We start from the raw sequence: 15641 nt of genomic DNA, 5'->3' as shown, positions 1-15641 counted from the left end.
CGTATACTGTCTGCAATAACTTTACGATTGCAGAAAGATTTTTAATGTTTTTGCAACCTGACGCTAAACTTTAGCCCTTTATTGCGAATCACATGTCTCAACATCCATCTCCATACCTGCATCACATAATCATTTCTTAATTAAAATGATTTATTATTTTAAATATGGTTTATTATTTATATTAAATGTATATAAATTTAGCATAAATAATACCATGATAACGATTTGCATAGGCAAAAAATTATCAATTTTTGCGTATGTACTATAGGGGAGGATAATAATGTTCCTTAACGTTGCTCAGCGGCTTAGATCCGCCCCCATAAAAGTACATGGACAAAGATTTGTGGCCTATTCGTTGGAAGCGATGCAAAATCGCGGAATATCCACCTATGCTTATGATCGATTTAAAGTGGAGTGGGATAAAATTGAAAAAAGGGAAATTGCTAAAGCGATTACCTTACAAACCATCGTGCCAACTTCCCACGCGCAACGACAAGGTGTGGTATTACCACCTCCTTTACCTTCTGGAAAACAACAGCATCCCTCTGTTATATATGCCATGGGGAGTACTTATGGCAAACCATGTGCCGTCGATAAAATTAACGCCATTTGTCCTGAGCATTATTTATTGATGCGAGTTGCTGTAGCAATAGCAAGGAATCCAGATCCCAAAATTCTTGAATTTGCCAGTATCATAGCTACAGTGCTTGGAAAAGAATTATCTAAGTTAAATCCAACAACGCTTGCCAGCATTTTTGATATTGGTTCAAATGTAAAAGAAAGTCGCTCTCAAGATGTGCTCGAAGATACAAGTGAATTGGTCAGTGTCCTGCAAGATCCTGAACAAGTCTCGCCCCAACGATTGTTAAGAGTTATTGAGGTTGTGTTATCTCCTTTGGGTATGCTTGCTAATGCATATGGGAGCGACTTATGTAAAATAAAGAAAGCACAACAAGCCGGAATGGATGTAAGTGGATTAGAAGATTTTATGCATGAGATGATGCCCTCATTAGAACCATTCCACGTTCCATATATCAAAGCACCGGGATCCCCATATGCCCATTTGCAAATGCAACAATATAGGTTAGGTGCTGAAATAACAGAGGAAGATCTTGTTACAGTAAATCATTTTCTTGAATGTTGTTCATGTAAAGGTAGCAAGATTCCAGATATTCCTCAGTTGCGTAGTGTGGTTGTCAGAGATCCGACTGGCAGGACCATACACCTCCATGATCATTTGAATCTTCCTCATTTCTTTGATGTTTCTGGCACTACCGGGGCAGTGATGCAAGCCGCATTGGGGCTTTTAGCTAGGGCGGGGAGGTCAGATCTTGTAGATGGTCCACATGCAACCATGCTGTTAGGCATGGTGATAGCTGGTTGTAATTTTTATAAACAAGGATATCATAATTTTTATGAAGTTATGCCCGCTTTAAACTGGGTCAATCATCATGTCTGGAAAACAGAGTTTGAAGTGTTAACACCTATGCAACTTCTCCATGCAGTTCCCGATGCGTTGAAGGAATGCGTCGACTCATCCAGTAGGGTAGCTCCCATGGTGAGTGAAACGATGGATTTGGTCACAGAACATTTCGAATTGCATTATGATTTATATAAGCAGGACCTTCAGGCAAAAGCTCAACAAAAACAAATGGCAACTCCGACTCCTCCAGGCATCACTGGAAACGTTACTTAAGAAAGAAAATCATGTTATGTTGATGGTTGTTTAGAAGTCAAAAACAGTTGCACACGAGCACTCATGGTCAAGCCTTTCATAATTGTATGCAAAAATCCGGCTGCAGTTTATTTTTTCATGATGATGTGGATAAATAAATTGCATACAAATTAGCGTTTTGTATGCGTTATTATTTGTGCAATCGTATCTAAATCGAGTGCTTTTTTTATGGAAGTATACGATGTTGGCTCAAGTAAACTATGGTCGAGGTAGTAAATAGGAACGCCATTGTCCGATGAGCTGGTGACACAATCGACGTCGCATAATAATTCATAATGGCCAATTTGCCCATAATATTTTTCAGCTATTTCGAGCCATTCTTGTTTTTCACGCAGGGAGAGTGCATTTAATATCTCAGGGTCGTAAACAGGTGCTGTGCCTAAAAAGCATGGCTTTACTGGAGTAACATTTAATCCAACAAGTTTTGTGCTTGTGGGTAAAGTCTTTATAGTTGCTGGTGTATTGTCGAGTTTAAATAATTTTTGTTGTAGCTTAAGGTGCTCTGTACTGTGAGGAATGGGTATATTCGTCGTTGAAAATAAACGACCGAAACTTTTAGATGTATGAGCTTTAATGCCTTGTGTGACGACTGGCGATAAGCTTTTTGCGAATTTCATAAACATAAAAATTTTTATTGAGAATGAGCAATGTAAAATTTTAACACAATAAGCGACTAAATAAAAATTTCGCATTTCTTCCCAGGATAAACGCATGACATAAAAATAAATACAATTCGTTGTCATTGCGAACGAAGTGAAGTAATCCAGGATATAATTTAATGGAGCATCGATCTGGATTGTCGCGCTTTGCTTCAATGACGGTATATTAGTATTATGAGAACAAAGCAGACGTTTGCTCTGATTTTTTCTAGCCCATCTTGAATGTTCAAGAATCACTTTATGAGTTTGGTCGGAGTGACAGGAATTGAACCTGCGACCCCTGCCTCCCGAAGGCAGTGCTCTACCAGGCTGAGCTACACTCCGCTTGAATACTTTTAATGATCACGTTGAATGGCATATTGAGCGAGATCGGCAAGGGCTTCTTTATACACCGAATCAGGGATAACTTGCAAGGCAGAAAGTGCTTTATCTACTTCTGTTGCAGCAATACTGCGGGTGTAATCTATCGCGCCGGTGGCTTCAATGGCTTCAAGTATTTCGGGAAGATATTGTAAAGTACCTTTTTTTAAACTTTCCTTGATTTTATCTTGCCGGCTGGTTGTGTCATGTTTTAGTACATGAAGCAAAGGCAGGGTTGCTTTACCATCAGCCAGATCATCGCCAATGTTTTTCCCCAGCGTTTTTACATCCGCACAATAATCCAGGGCATCATCAATTAACTGGAAGGCGTTGCCTAAGTGAAGGCCATAGGTGTATAAACCATTATATATGGTTTCATCTGCATGACTGATGAGTGCGCCCATTGATGCAGAAGCAGCAAAAAGAAGCGATGTTTTGGAACGAATAATATCGAAATATTCCTCTATGGTAAGAGAATGATTGTGCCGATTCGCCAGTTGCTTGATTTCACCGCAACTGATTTGATGGGAAATGTTTGTTAGCAGGCGCATGATGTTTAAATCGCCAACGCTGATCATAAGTTGCATGTACTGAATAAATAAGTAATCGCCAACCAGAATACTGGCTTTGCTACCCCATATTTCATTAGCAGTTTCTTGGCCGCGCCGCAACGTGGACCCATCGATAACATCGTCATGCAACAGCGTTGCAGTATGAAAAAACTCAATCATTGCAGCCAAATTAATATGGTCTTTACCTTTATAACCGCAAGCATGGCTGGCTAAAAGAACCAGTAATGGTCGAAGTCGTTTGCCGCCGCTTTGCACGATATGATGAGTTAAATTATCGATTAGAGAAATTTCGGATTGAATTTTTTCAAGAATTAGAGTGTTAACTGCATCAAAGTCTTCACTTACCAACATGCGCAAACGGCGAATCGCCATTAGTATTTCCTCATATAAAGAATGCAAGAATCCTAAGCGTGGTGCACGTGAATGTCAAGATTACTTCTTATAGAGAATAATATCCGGGAGCTGTGGTGTTCGTTTTTAAGAGGTATAGTTTTTGGTTTTATTACCATCTAAGACCTGAGAATAACTGGATTGTTACTTTATTAAGAAGGTTGAAGAAGCCTCTATGATTTTTATAATTTGATCAAAATGTATAAATTTTATATAAATATATATTATTGAATCATTTTTTTGAGGTTTTTCATGATAAGTCTCGGTAAGGCAAAAAAATACAGCATAGCTCACTGGTAAAGAAAAGACAGCGGCGAGACATTCCCCAATGATTAAGTCTCATACTCATTTTCCCTTAATTAGGTAATTAGGCAAAAGGTAGGTTCCGCACATGTTTTTCAATGTGCCCGGGGGAGTTGTCTGATATCGTGTCTGATACTAGGGTAACGGCTACAGGTAAACTTAAAGGCCAATAGTTTATCTGCATTCTAAGAGACTATATTTGCAGTTCTATCGCCTGACTTCAGAAAAAATAGCATTTATAATGCTTTAAAGAATTTTCTTGAAAATTCCATGAAAATAATGATTTAAGTTTCTTAATGATTGCAATGATTTGGAGTAGTAGTTTTACGCATTAAAATATTATTGACCTTTCAATTAAGATCCCTTAATAATGGAAGCATCAAGGATTTATAGTGAGTGAACACTATGCTTTGCGAATTATTTTCCTGGATGAATAATCATGATGGCATTTTGGAAGCTGACCACAGCAGAATTATTGTTCGGAGTGAGTTTGAATCTGAGCAATTGCTTGCCTCAGAAAAAAGACGAAAATTACTGGCTGCTTTGCGGATATTAAGGTTTGAAAACCCATCCGATTCTGTTGGTATTACCAACGCCAGCAGACAAATAGAGCATCATGAAAATTTTCTAAGATTCATGCAGTTTTGCAGGGCAAAATTTGAAACTCATGAAGCGTATTCTCTTATTCAATTGGGCTTAGAGTATCTTCTTTCTCTGGAAGAAGATTCAGCAATAGCCATACCAAGGCAAGAAAAATGCACGCAATTATTTCATGCTTTTTTAGAGCATCAAAAAGAGCAAGCTCATGCTTTTTATGAAGCAAATAAAGCAAAATTAAATGAAGAAATTCATGCAATGGTTGCTGTCGAAAATGTAAAAACATTTTTAGCGGATTTATCCGTAGGATTAAAGCATCAAGGCGTGCCACTTGGCGTTGCCCACTTATTTAAATGTTATCTTGATGATACGGAGAAATTTGCTGCTTCATTGTTATGGCTTGTCCGACAAGGTGTAACTGCTAAAGACATTGTTAAAACCGGCTTGCTCCATGAATTTATGCTATATCATTTAAGTTATTTGCATGACTCGGAAAGCCCTGTATTAGGCTTGTATTCTGTACTGAAACGTTTTCCTGAAGCGGAACTTTTAATTGCAGAGGCAGCGAGGGTTCGTTGTGAAGATAGAGGATTCCAACGATACAATTTAACAGGCGTGGTGCCCGTTGATCCAGACGTTTTGGAAAGCGTTGAGGCTGAGATGCCTGCCCCTGAATTTACGGCGACCCCAGAAAATTTCGCACTCCTGCATGAATTATTTAATGGGCCTTTCACTTATTCCGCCCTGCTATGGTATGCTGCATCAAATCATGAAGCTGGTGCTGCTTTTTTAAGAGAAGCATTAAATCGTGGTTTGCGTCCTGAACAATTGTCGGCACTTATTAATGGCATTGCTTCTTTAAATTCGCCAGAATTATTAGAAAAACTGGCCTCACTGCTTGCCGATGCAACCGTTGAGCATCTGGCTTCTTTAAAGCATGGCTCTGTGTTTCATTTAGTGACCTATATGCCAGCATTATGTCGTAAGATAAGCACCATGGACATGGGAGATTATCTGCAAAAAATACCTGCTGATACATCTGCTTTTGATTACATTGCTCAACTCATGGCATTATTTTTGGTATTTCGTAATACAAGTAGTACGGTGGCTGTCCCGGTATTTGAAGCAATCATCGACAAACTGCTGAGCCATCCAGAGTTTTTGGATGATTCCGAGTTCATTGTGGAATTAAGGAAATTCGCAAGAAAAATACGATCATTGCAGACAAGATGTCTCGATTGGAAACATCACTTGATGAATGTATTGCAGAGCAAACGCTGACTCTACCTTTTGTAGAAGAACATTATCATGCCATTGAAGATACCTGGTTTAGTGTAGCCAGACAAATCTCTTCATTAAGAGAAATTTTACCTATCCCCAGTTATTATCCACAAGATAAATACGCCTTACAGCTCAGTGTTGCCAAAGCTCTCTGGGCCCAACATCCTCGTGAATTTGCTTTGGGCGACTTTTTTGCAGCGCTTGAGATGGAGAGTGTATTCAATGAGGAGAATGTGAATGCTTATGAGCGTATGCTCATTGAAATAGTGACTGCCATCGATGATGAAATACTTCGGCAAGAAATTATCAGACGATTGGCTGAAAAATACAACGGCAATGAGTGGATATGCCATGATTATGGTGGGGGTAGTCTTTTTAACCGTGCTGCCAAGCAAGGCAATGTCGGATTTCTCACCTGGCTTATTGAGGTGGGGCATTTCGAACCAAACCGGTTTGTTATTCGCACGGTCGTGACCCAGGCGGCTGAAGCTCATCAGTGGAACATGGTTGAATTTTTTTGCCGTACCATGCTCGATCAGCTAGATCGCAGTATCATTAAAAAATTATTTAAACAAGCTGCTGAGCATGGTGAATTGAGGTGTGTGCAAATCATTCATGAAAAAGCTTCTCATCTTCTTGATAAAAAATCGATTGAGGAAGCGTTCAAAGACGCAGTTGCCAATGACCATTTGCCAGTGGTGCAATTTGTAGGTAGTTTAGAGCGTCATGAAGCACCATGCGATGCCGTCCAGGTAAAAGGATTTAAGCTGGCACTGGCATCGAATCAACTGGCTATGGCGCAATATCTTACCAGTTTACCTGGAAATAGATTGATGCAGCAGGAAGTTGAGCTTGCTTTAATTGAGTTTGCTGGTAAGAATGATGTGGCAAAAGTGAGACTTCTTTGTGGTTTAACAGAGAATGCACCACGTCAGATAGCCATAGAAAGGGCGTGTGAAAGAGCGGCATCTCGGGGAAGCTACGACGCCTTAATTTATTTTTGCGGTCTGCGGGAAAATGCGCCAAGGGTGCGAACGATTGAAAATGCTTTGCGATTGGCTGTTGGTAGGAGGCGGGTAAGGGAAGTGGATGCTTTATGTCATTTATCCCTTAATCCGCCACGCCCTGGTGCAATTGAACAAGCGTTTATAGGGGCAGCCAGCGCGAATGATCAGGAAATGGTTCGTTATTTTTGTACAAATGAAGCATTGTTAAGCCGCAAAGCGGTGGATTTAGGGTTGCAAGCAGCAGCGCAGGCAGGTCATCTTGCTATTGTACAAGACATTTACCTAAAAGCACCAAGTGCTAAAGCAGTGCGTTATGCGCTTCGTAAAGCTACTTCTGCGGGCCATGAAGCGGTTGTGGAATTTCTCCGTCATCCTTTGGCTATGGCAGTATCTGTGAGTGAACCGAAGCCCGCTACTTTGAAAAGACATTTAAGTGTGGGGGAGGGATTAGTTGCTTTTGGTTTATTTTCTCCTCCAGCGACGCCGTTGCAAAAATCTTTAAGTTATGGCTGCGAGTTATCGCGCCTCCGGGCAGGGCGGGCTATTGTTTCCTTCTAATTTACAATAAACATCAAGTTTGCTGCATCAGCACTTCTGTGGGATAATTTTTGTTTCGCGTATCCTACACAGGTGGATTTATGGAAGAAAATAAACAAAAAGCACTTAATGCTGCACTCGCCCAAATAGAACGTCAATTTGGTAAAGGCTCAGTCATGCGTATGGGAGATAGTACAGCAGTGCGTGATATCGAAGCCATTTCAACGGGTTCACTTGGTTTGGATATTGCTCTTGGAATTGGCGGTTTACCAAAAGGACGCGTTGTTGAAATTTACGGACCTGAATCTTCGGGTAAAACCACATTGACCTTGCAAGTGATTGCCGAATGCCAGAAAAATGGTGGTACTGCGGCTTTTATCGATGCTGAGCATGCTCTAGACCCAAGTTATGCTGAAAAACTGGGGGTCAAAGTGGATGAATTGCTCATCTCACAACCAGACACGGGTGAGCAGGCTCTTGAGATCACGGATATGCTGGTGCGTTCCGCTGCCGTGGATGTGGTGATTGTTGACTCCGTTGCTGCGTTGACTCCAAAAGCTGAGATTGAAGGTGAGATGGGTGATGCTCATGTCGGTTTGCAGGCGCGTTTGATGTCGCAGGCGTTGCGTAAATTAACGGCAAACATTAAACGTTCAAATACCTTGGTGATTTTTATTAATCAGATCCGCATGAAGATTGGGGTGATGTTTGGTAACCCGGAAACTACTACAGGCGGGAATGCCCTTAAATTTTACGCTTCAGTCCGACTGGATATAAGACGAACAGGGGCAATTAAGAAAGGGGAAGAAATACTGGGCAATGAAACGCAGGTTAAAGTCGTCAAAAACAAAGTCGCCCCTCCATTCAAGCGTGCTGAATTTGATATTCTTTATAATGAAGGAATTTCCCGAGAAAGTGAAATTATTAATCTTGCTACAGAATTAGGGCTGATTGATAAATCAGGAGCCTGGTATAGTTATCAGCAGGAAAAAATTGGACAAGGTAAAGACAACGTCCGTCAATACTTGAAGGATAATCCGCAACTTGCTGCCCATCTGGAGCAACAAATCAGAGCAGAATTGCTGATTAAAAAGCCAGTCGCTGCAAAAGACGCGGTTGAATTGTTTGATGAGTAAAGCATTATCTTGCGCCATGCGGCTTTTAGCCCGGCGTGAGCATGGAGCGCATGAGCTTGCTTACAAGCTTATGCAAAAAGGATACGCTGATTCTGAGATAAAGGACGTTATCTCAGAATGCCAGCGCCTTGGTTTTCAAAATGATCAGCGTTTTGCCGAAAGTGTTTGTCGTGCGAGAATTCAGCAGGGTTACGGCCCATTAAGAATTCAGCAGGAGTTGCGAAGCTTGCGGGTTGAGGAAGCACTGGTCAATACCGTCCTTCAGCAAGAACAAGATCATTGGTTAGACCATGCGATTGCGGTGAAGGAAAAGAAGTATAAAAAGCAAGATGAATTGACCTTTGTACAAGTGCAAAAACAGAAGCAATTTTTACTGTATCGAGGGTTTTCTGCAGATATTATAGCGATGATATTTAGGGAGTAATGAAGTTGAACATACAGGCGCTATCCGATTGGACAGGTGTATTTGGATTGTTTTAATAAGCCGTATTGGCCAATAAAGGATGACGGGATTGGTCCAATGCAGGTTGCCCATTATAGATAATAACCATGAAGTTGTAAAAAAATGAAAAGCTCAGACATACGAAAAGCATTTATTGATTATTTCGCCAAACATGGCCATCAGATTGTTGAATCCAGCTCATTGGTACCAGCGAACGATCCAACGCTGCTATTTACCAATGCAGGGATGGTGCAGTTTAAGGAAACTTTTTTAGGACTTGAACCCCGCTCTTATAACCGTGCAGTTAGTGCGCAGCGTTGTGTGCGTGCGGGTGGTAAACATAACGATTTGGAAAATGTAGGCTATACGGCGCGGCATCATACTTTCTTTGAAATGTTGGGTAATTTCAGTTTTGGTGATTACTTTAAACGGGAAGCCATTGGTTTTGCCTGGGAATTTTTGACGAACGTATTGAAATTACCTACTGAGCGTTTGTGGGTGACGGTCTTTGAGGATGATGATGAAGCAGCCGATATTTGGTTAAAAGAAATCGGAGTATCTGCAGAGCGCTTTTCACGTTGTGGTGAGAAAGATAATTTCTGGTCTATGGGGGATACTGGACCCTGTGGGCCCTGCACAGAAATTTTTTATGATCATGGCGAAGAAATCGCTGGTGGGCCGCCAGGAAGCCCAAATGCGGATGGTGATCGTTATATTGAAATATGGAATCTTGTTTTCATGCAATATAATCGTGATAAAGAAGGTCATCTGCACCCACTCCCCAAACCCTCCGTCGATACAGGAATGGGGCTTGAGCGTATTGCTGCTGTCGTTCAGGGAGTGCATAATAATTACCATATAGATAGCTTTCAACATTTAATTCGTGCCATAGCGGATTTAGCCACCATTGAAAACCTTGAGCATCCTTCCTTAAAAGTGATTGCTGATCATATCCGTGCTTGTTCGTTTCTAATCGCCGACGGAGTCATGCCTGGTAATGAAGGACGTGGCTATGTTTTGCGGCGTATTATCCGCCGTGCAGTGCGGCATGGACACAAATTGGGTTTGCCTACTCCCTTTTTCCATCGTTTAGTCACTCCATTGATTGATGTGATGGGGGAGGCTTATCCTGCGCTTGCTGCCAATCAAGTTCAAATTGAGCGTGTTTTAAAACAGGAAGAAAACCAATTTGCCCGGACGCTTGAGCAAGGATTACAGCTATTGCAAGAACAAATTCAGATTTTGGCCGGCAAAGACATTCCCGGAGAAGCTGCATTTAAGCTTTATGATACTTATGGTTTTCCTGTGGATTTGACGGCTGATATTGCACGTGAGCATGGTTTACAAGTCGATATGCAGGGATTTGAGAAGTGTATGCAACAGCAGCGCGAACAATCACAATCTGCCAGCCATTTTCAGGTGGATTATTCAACGCCGGTCGAATTAACAGAAGTTTCCGTGTTTGAAGGCTATGAGCATGATACAGTTCAAAGCAGCGTAGTGGCTCTGTTGGTGGATGGACAAAAGGTTAAGCGATTAACGGCTGGTACAAAAGCCGCTGTGATCTTGCATGAAACGCCATTTTATGCGGAAAGCGGTGGACAGGTTGGTGATCGTGGCCAATTATTGGCACCTGGGATGGTTTTTCAAGTGCATGATACTCAACGGCTTGGGCAATCGATTGTTCATGATGGTGAATTACTTTCAGGTGAATTAACGCTTGAACAAACCGTGACGGCTCAGATAGATACAGCAAGACGTGATGCGATTCGTTTGAATCATACAGCAACTCATTTGTTGCATGCGGCTTTGAAAATAGTTGTAGGAGAACATGTGCAGCAAAAAGGGTCATTAGTGGATGCTGAACGAGCTCGTTTTGATTTTTCCCATTTTGAAGCGTTGACTTCTTCTCAGATTGAACAGCTTGAAACCCTGGTAAATGATAAAATCCGCACTAATGATCTAGTGGCAACACAGATTATGTCGTTGGATGAGGCAAAGCAATCCGGTGCTCAAGCACTATTTGGTGAAAAATATAATGAAGAAGTTCGGGTGTTATCGGTAGGGAATTTTTCCAAAGAATTGTGCGGTGGAACGCACGCCAGACGAACCGGTGATATTGGATTATTCAAAATTACGGCTGAATATGGGATAGCAAGCGGAGTCAGGCGTGTTGAGCTGGTAACGGGTGCTTATGCGCTGCAATGGATTAATCAGCAGCTGGGGTTGCTGCAAGAGATGGCAGACAAGTTGAAGACCACGACCAGCAGCGTTGCAGAAAAATTGTCACAGTTTCTACAAGAGAGTAAGCAGCAGGAAAAGGAATTGGAGCGTTTGCAAGCAAAATTTGCAACACAATCCGGCAATGCCTTATTGAATGAAGTCAAAAAAGTGGGGCATATTAACGTATTGGTTAAGAAATTGGACAATGTGGATGGTCAGGGACTCAGAATGACACTGGATCAATTAAAAGCCAATCTTGATGCGGCTATCATTGTGTTATATACGATAAATCAGGAAAAAATAAGCGTTGTGGCAGGTGTCAGTAAGTCTATTTTAGGGACGGTCCCGACCGCGGCTGAATGGGTGCGTCATTTGTGTGGCAAAGGAGGCGGCCGTGACGATATGGCTCAGGGTGGCGGCATGGTGCCTGAAGATTTGGAAGCAAAGCTTGAAGGTATTCCTGCCATGATTGCTAACGGGAAATCTTCTTAATTTATCGACAAAACCCTTAAATTAAATTCTGACTTGCCGATATAGAGAGTAAGAACTTATTTTTGATGAGGCGCTGACATGGCATTGCTTGTGCAGAAATTTGGAGGAACATCGGTTGCTACCCAGGCACATATCAACCATGCGGCTGATATAGTGGCCAAGGCAAAGCATGCTGGGCATGATGTGGTGGTCGTTGTTTCAGCAATGAGCGGTGAAACCGATAAATTGATTGGTCTTGCTCATCAAATGAGTGAGAGCCCTGAACCGCGAGAATATGCCGCTCTGATTGCTACCGGCGAACAGGTATCTATGACCTTGATGGCCATGGCATTGATTAATCGTGGTATCCCGGCACGTTCTTATACCGGTGGGCAAGCCCGTATCCTGACTTGCAGTCAATTTAAAAAAGCACGTATCCATGCCATTGATACGCAACCTATACTGGAAGACCTTAAGCAAGGCAGAGTGGTGGTTATTGCAGGATTTCAGGGCGTGGATAAAGAGGGCAATATCACTACATTGGGAAGAGGTGGGTCGGACACGACGGCGGTCGCCATTGCCGCTGCTCTAAAGGCCGATGAATGTCAGATTTATACGGATGTGGATGGTGTGTATACGACTGATCCGCGGGTGGTGCCGGAAGCTAGGCGTCTAGATCAGGTGACGTTTGAGGAAATGCTAGAATTATCCAGTTTAGGTGCGAAAGTATTGCAAATTCGCTCAGTGGAATTTGCTGGAAAATATAATATTCCCTTGCGAGTGTTGTCTTCTGCGAAGGAAGGACCGGGCACTTTAATTACCTATCAGCAAGAACGACGTATGGAGTCTTATTCTGTAACCGGGATTGCTTTTAGTCGCAATGAAGCCAAAGTTTCTTTATCTGGCGTGCCGGATGCCCCAGGCATTGCTTCTACTATTCTTGATGAAATCAGCAGCATTGGCGTGAATGTGGATATGATTCTGCAACATCTGTCTGCTGATAACAAAACGGATTTTACTTTTACTGTCCATCGCGATGAATATCAAGCGACGATGCAGCATTTGCGTAAAATAGCCAAAGAAATGCAAGCAAGAGAAGTCATTGGGGTTGAAAAACTTGCAAAACTATCGTTGGTTGGCGCCGGCTTGAAAAGCCATCCGGAAGTAGCTCCCCTGATGTTTAAGACATTGGCAGCCAATGGCATCAATATTCAATTGATCGCCACGTCGGAAATCAAAATCTCTGTGGTGATTGATGAAGCGTTGTTGGATGAAGGTGTTCGAGCCCTGCATCGTACGTTTCATTTGGAAAAAGAGGTGGTGGATGAATCACGCCAACAGGTTGCTAACGCCTTGCCTAAAGCAGCCAAAGCACTATATTAAACAATCAACGAAAGGCGAATGAATAGGGATATGAATATGGATATGAATAACCTCTTGAATTTGTTTGCTAACATCATTGTGTTTGGTGTTATTTTGGGCTTGATTAATGCCTTTCTTCCTATGGCACGCGCCATTAAAAGTTTATTAAATTTATTAGTCTTGATTGTATTAATTTTATATATCCTTCAGTTTTTTGCGATTATTCCAACCGTGATACCGATGTTTAGAGTGATTCGTTGACTTGGTGTGTTTGGAGTTTGCATCTTCACCAAGAAATTAATATTCTTTGGCTTAACTGCTGTTTTAGTTACATTTCCAAATAATCAATTTCATCTTTTTGAGTGACGAATTTGCGTACTTGCCCATTAGGACCGCAATTTCCAAGCGCAATTGTGCAGGGTAAAAGAAAAGGGGGCTTGGTATACAGAACTTGATGCATTAAATCATTGTTTACCCTGCGGGATTGTTGATTTTGCTCGACTTGTTTTGCCCAAAGCGTAAAGTGCGGTTCATACTGCTCTTGTTGTGCTGTGATGCAGGTCCCTTTATTTCTTACCTTGTGGACGATTAAAGATTGCAAGTTTATTAAATCCACCGTTGGTGCAACTTGTAACCAATAAGCAAGCGCCAGTGTTGGATCATGAAACCCCTTTATAATAGCAGTTTTACTAAAAATACCCGCTACGGAAGACGTTAAGCCAGTAACTTGAACTTCTATAGAATGTCCAATGATATCTTGTAAATAATATTTGAGCGATTGCAAACAGTCCGGATTAAGAGGAATTTTTATATGGGCTATGGTGCAATGAGGTTTTGAGTAAATTCCATCATGTCGATGAGAATCCAATTGATAATAAGAGGGAGTTATTGCATTGAATTGGCTTGAAAGCGCAATGGCTGCTGCAATAAAGTCTTTTCCTATGGAATGAGCTTCATCCGGTACCAGGCAAACATTGATGATTTCAGGGAGCATTGCATCTAAACAAGCTTCAGTATGTTGAGTGCTTTTTAACAGATTTACAGCAACAAAGCAAAATAAGTCACGAAAGCACTTCTTTTCAACGAAACAGTTAAAGTTACCTAAAGATATGAGGCTTACGAAAAATTCCAAGGTCAAAGCAAGAAAACATGTTGATGCAGAGGTCTGGACGAACTAAATGACCAAATCAAAATTTCTTTTTAACGCAAGGATTGGGTGTTTTTGTAAGTTCTAAGAGATTAAAAAATATTGACTATACTTAGGATAACTAATTGATAAGGATGTGTGCGAATGAAACGAATTCTATTTTTGTCTTATCTATTTTTCCTAACAGGTATGTTGCACGCTGCCGATATACCGGATGTTGTGATTGGAGATGATCAATATAATCAAGACATGTGTGTTGAACGTTCTGCCAATGACTGCATCAATACAATGTGTTTGACTTCAGAAGATCGTGATTGCCAAGATAAATGTCAAACGGATGCAGAAGATAAATGTAAAGAGCAGTCAGAATAATCACCAACGCCTGCGCATGAAATATTCTCTACGCTTCGTTATTTTATCCGCAGAGTCTGGTTTAATTTTTATGCAAAGTCTCTCGCTAAAATATTTAATTTTGTAAATTACGCGATCAGCGGAAACATGTGCTTTAATAAAAGTAAAGCAACGTAATCAGACTAAACAAGTTAAACCATAGCATTGACGAGTGTTTGATCCCAGTATAAATTGAATGAATAAGAATAAGGAGAACGTCGTGAATGATGCTTTGGCTTCAGACGGCAAAGTGGAGAAACAAACGCAGGAAGCGTTGGTAAAAACTCATGCGTATATGGTCAAACGTATTGCCCATCATTTACTGGGAAGGCTGCCGCCTTCGATTCAATTGGATGATTTGTTGCAGGCAGGGATGTTAGGGCTTTTGGAAGCGGCACTTCATTATGATGCTGGGAAAGGAGCGTCTTTTGAAACGTATGCAAGTATTCGTATTCGCGGTCATATGCTTGATGAAGTGCGGCGTAATGATTGGGTACCGCGTTCAGTTTATCGCAATGCGCGCATGATTGCTTCTGCAGTGCGCGAGGTTGAGAATCGATTAGGGCGGGATGCCAAGGATCATGAAGTGGCAGAAGAACTTGGGATCAGTCTGGAAGAATATCATGAAATATTAAATGATTCCGCTGGAGGTCATTTGTACGCTTTTGAAGATTTAGGCGTCACGGATGATGTGCTATTGAGCGATGAAACAGTCGGTCATTCTACCGAGCCTCATATCAGCGCTTTGCAAGCGGATAGAACATCGCAATTATCTCAAATTATTGATAGTTTGCCTAAGAAAGAACAATTAGTGCTTTCACTGTATTACGAACAGGATTTAAATCTGAAAGAGATTGGAGAAGTATTGGGGGTTAGTGAGTCGCGAGTGTCCCAAATTCATTCCCAAGCGACACACCGAATTAAATCACGCTTACCTGAATTGTAAGGAAGCACATTGTCTTGTGCGATAAATCGCAATGGGTGGTTTTTTAAAGAAGGGATTTCTGTCTACTGACCCTGAATGTTGCA

Annotated in this window: 13 protein-coding genes and 1 tRNA gene; 10 read left to right on the top strand and 4 right to left on the bottom strand. The window is 41.5% G+C overall.

Translation table 11 applies throughout. From position 1 onward, the window contains the following. Positions 1 to 280: 280 nt before the first annotated feature. A complete protein-coding gene (locus tag LOA_RS09730) occupies positions 281 to 1696 on the top strand; it encodes a hypothetical protein (protein ID WP_025386173.1) in 1416 nt (471 codons plus the stop codon). A gap of 149 nt (positions 1697 to 1845) precedes the next feature. Here the strand turns inward: LOA_RS09730 and LOA_RS09725 are convergent, their stop codons facing one another. From LOA_RS09725 to LOA_RS09715, 3 genes are all read right to left on the bottom strand, one after another. Next, positions 1846 to 2427, bottom strand: coding sequence for a hypothetical protein (locus LOA_RS09725; protein WP_158423045.1), 582 nt, complete (start codon positions 2425 to 2427; stop codon positions 1846 to 1848). Between the two features lie 214 nt (positions 2428 to 2641). Then, positions 2642 to 2718 (bottom strand) — tRNA-Pro (locus LOA_RS09720). An 11-nt stretch (positions 2719 to 2729) separates the two neighbouring features. Then, on the bottom strand, positions 2730 to 3698 hold the full coding sequence (locus tag LOA_RS09715; RefSeq protein WP_025386171.1) for a polyprenyl synthetase family protein: 969 nt from the start codon (positions 3696 to 3698) through the stop codon (positions 2730 to 2732). Positions 3699 to 4415: 717 nt separating this feature from the next. Here LOA_RS09715 and LOA_RS09710 point away from each other — a divergent pair. From LOA_RS09710 to LOA_RS09680, 7 genes are all read left to right on the top strand, one after another. Beyond that, complete coding sequence (locus LOA_RS09710; RefSeq protein ID WP_148294893.1) at positions 4416 to 5897, top strand: hypothetical protein; 1482 nt, start codon at positions 4416 to 4418, stop codon at positions 5895 to 5897. Next, positions 5846 to 7462 (top strand): hypothetical protein, encoded by a 1617-nt coding sequence (locus LOA_RS09705; RefSeq protein ID WP_025386169.1) that lies wholly within the window; start codon positions 5846 to 5848, stop codon positions 7460 to 7462. Before LOA_RS09710 ends, LOA_RS09705 begins: the two co-directional genes overlap by 52 nt. A gap of 80 nt (positions 7463 to 7542) precedes the next feature. Further along, complete coding sequence (gene recA / locus LOA_RS09700) at positions 7543 to 8577, top strand: recombinase RecA (protein WP_025386168.1); 1035 nt, start codon at positions 7543 to 7545, stop codon at positions 8575 to 8577. Next, positions 8570 to 9001, top strand: a complete 432-nt coding sequence (gene recX, locus LOA_RS09695) for a recombination regulator RecX (RefSeq protein ID WP_025386167.1) — start codon at positions 8570 to 8572, stop codon at positions 8999 to 9001. Before recA ends, recX begins: the two co-directional genes overlap by 8 nt. A 141-nt stretch (positions 9002 to 9142) precedes the next feature. Continuing rightward, positions 9143 to 11734 (top strand): alanine--tRNA ligase, encoded by a 2592-nt coding sequence (gene alaS / locus LOA_RS09690; protein ID WP_025386166.1) that lies wholly within the window; start codon positions 9143 to 9145, stop codon positions 11732 to 11734. A gap of 78 nt (positions 11735 to 11812) precedes the next feature. Then, positions 11813 to 13096, top strand: coding sequence for an aspartate kinase (locus LOA_RS09685; protein ID WP_025386165.1), 1284 nt, complete (start codon positions 11813 to 11815; stop codon positions 13094 to 13096). A 42-nt stretch (positions 13097 to 13138) separates the two neighbouring features. Further along, positions 13139 to 13336, top strand: coding sequence for a Thivi_2564 family membrane protein (locus LOA_RS09680; protein WP_025386164.1), 198 nt, complete (start codon positions 13139 to 13141; stop codon positions 13334 to 13336). Between the two features lie 67 nt (positions 13337 to 13403). On the opposite strand, the gene LOA_RS09675 is transcribed toward LOA_RS09680, so the two are convergent. After that, positions 13404 to 14207 (bottom strand): hypothetical protein, encoded by an 804-nt coding sequence (locus tag LOA_RS09675; RefSeq protein ID WP_025386163.1) that lies wholly within the window; start codon positions 14205 to 14207, stop codon positions 13404 to 13406. 159 nt (positions 14208 to 14366) lie between these two features. Here LOA_RS09675 and LOA_RS09670 point away from each other — a divergent pair, with 159 nt between their 5' ends. Together LOA_RS09670 and LOA_RS09665 are read left to right on the top strand one after the other, a co-directional pair. Then, the gene (locus tag LOA_RS09670) at positions 14367 to 14594 is read left to right on the top strand and encodes a hypothetical protein (RefSeq protein WP_025386162.1); all 228 of its coding nucleotides are present in this window, start codon (positions 14367 to 14369) and stop codon (positions 14592 to 14594) included. Between the two features lie 214 nt (positions 14595 to 14808). Continuing rightward, positions 14809 to 15558 (top strand): RNA polymerase sigma factor FliA, encoded by a 750-nt coding sequence (locus tag LOA_RS09665; RefSeq protein ID WP_035895156.1) that lies wholly within the window; start codon positions 14809 to 14811, stop codon positions 15556 to 15558. Positions 15559 to 15641 lie beyond the last annotated feature (83 nt).

The sequence above is a fragment of the Legionella oakridgensis ATCC 33761 = DSM 21215 genome, assembly GCF_000512355.1.
GTDB classification, from domain to species: domain Bacteria; phylum Pseudomonadota; class Gammaproteobacteria; order Legionellales; family Legionellaceae; genus Legionella_A; species Legionella_A oakridgensis.
The sequence above is the reverse complement of the archived record's forward strand: the minus strand, read 5'-3'. Positions and strand labels throughout refer to the sequence as shown.

What these genes read in the sequence shown, in the direction of transcription:
- LOA_RS09730 (WP_025386173.1), top strand. Translation starts at nt 281, where the DNA reads ATGTTCCTTAACGTTGCTCAGCGGCTTAGATCCGCCCCCATAAAAGTA.
- recA (WP_025386168.1), top strand. Translation starts at nt 7,543, where the DNA reads ATGGAAGAAAATAAACAAAAAGCACTTAATGCTGCACTCGCCCAAATA.
- LOA_RS09665 (WP_035895156.1), top strand. Translation starts at nt 14,809, where the DNA reads ATGAATAAGAATAAGGAGAACGTCGTGAATGATGCTTTGGCTTCAGAC.
- LOA_RS09725 (WP_158423045.1), bottom strand. Translation starts at nt 2,427, where the DNA reads ATGCGAAATTTTTATTTAGTCGCTTATTGTGTTAAAATTTTACATTGC.
- LOA_RS09685 (WP_025386165.1), top strand. Translation starts at nt 11,813, where the DNA reads ATGGCATTGCTTGTGCAGAAATTTGGAGGAACATCGGTTGCTACCCAG.
- recX (WP_025386167.1), top strand. Translation starts at nt 8,570, where the DNA reads ATGAGTAAAGCATTATCTTGCGCCATGCGGCTTTTAGCCCGGCGTGAG.
- LOA_RS09705 (WP_025386169.1), top strand. Translation starts at nt 5,846, where the DNA reads ATGTCTCGATTGGAAACATCACTTGATGAATGTATTGCAGAGCAAACG.
- LOA_RS09670 (WP_025386162.1), top strand. Translation starts at nt 14,367, where the DNA reads ATGAAACGAATTCTATTTTTGTCTTATCTATTTTTCCTAACAGGTATG.
- LOA_RS09715 (WP_025386171.1), bottom strand. Translation starts at nt 3,698, where the DNA reads ATGGCGATTCGCCGTTTGCGCATGTTGGTAAGTGAAGACTTTGATGCA.
- LOA_RS09680 (WP_025386164.1), top strand. Translation starts at nt 13,139, where the DNA reads ATGAATAACCTCTTGAATTTGTTTGCTAACATCATTGTGTTTGGTGTT.
- alaS (WP_025386166.1), top strand. Translation starts at nt 9,143, where the DNA reads ATGAAAAGCTCAGACATACGAAAAGCATTTATTGATTATTTCGCCAAA.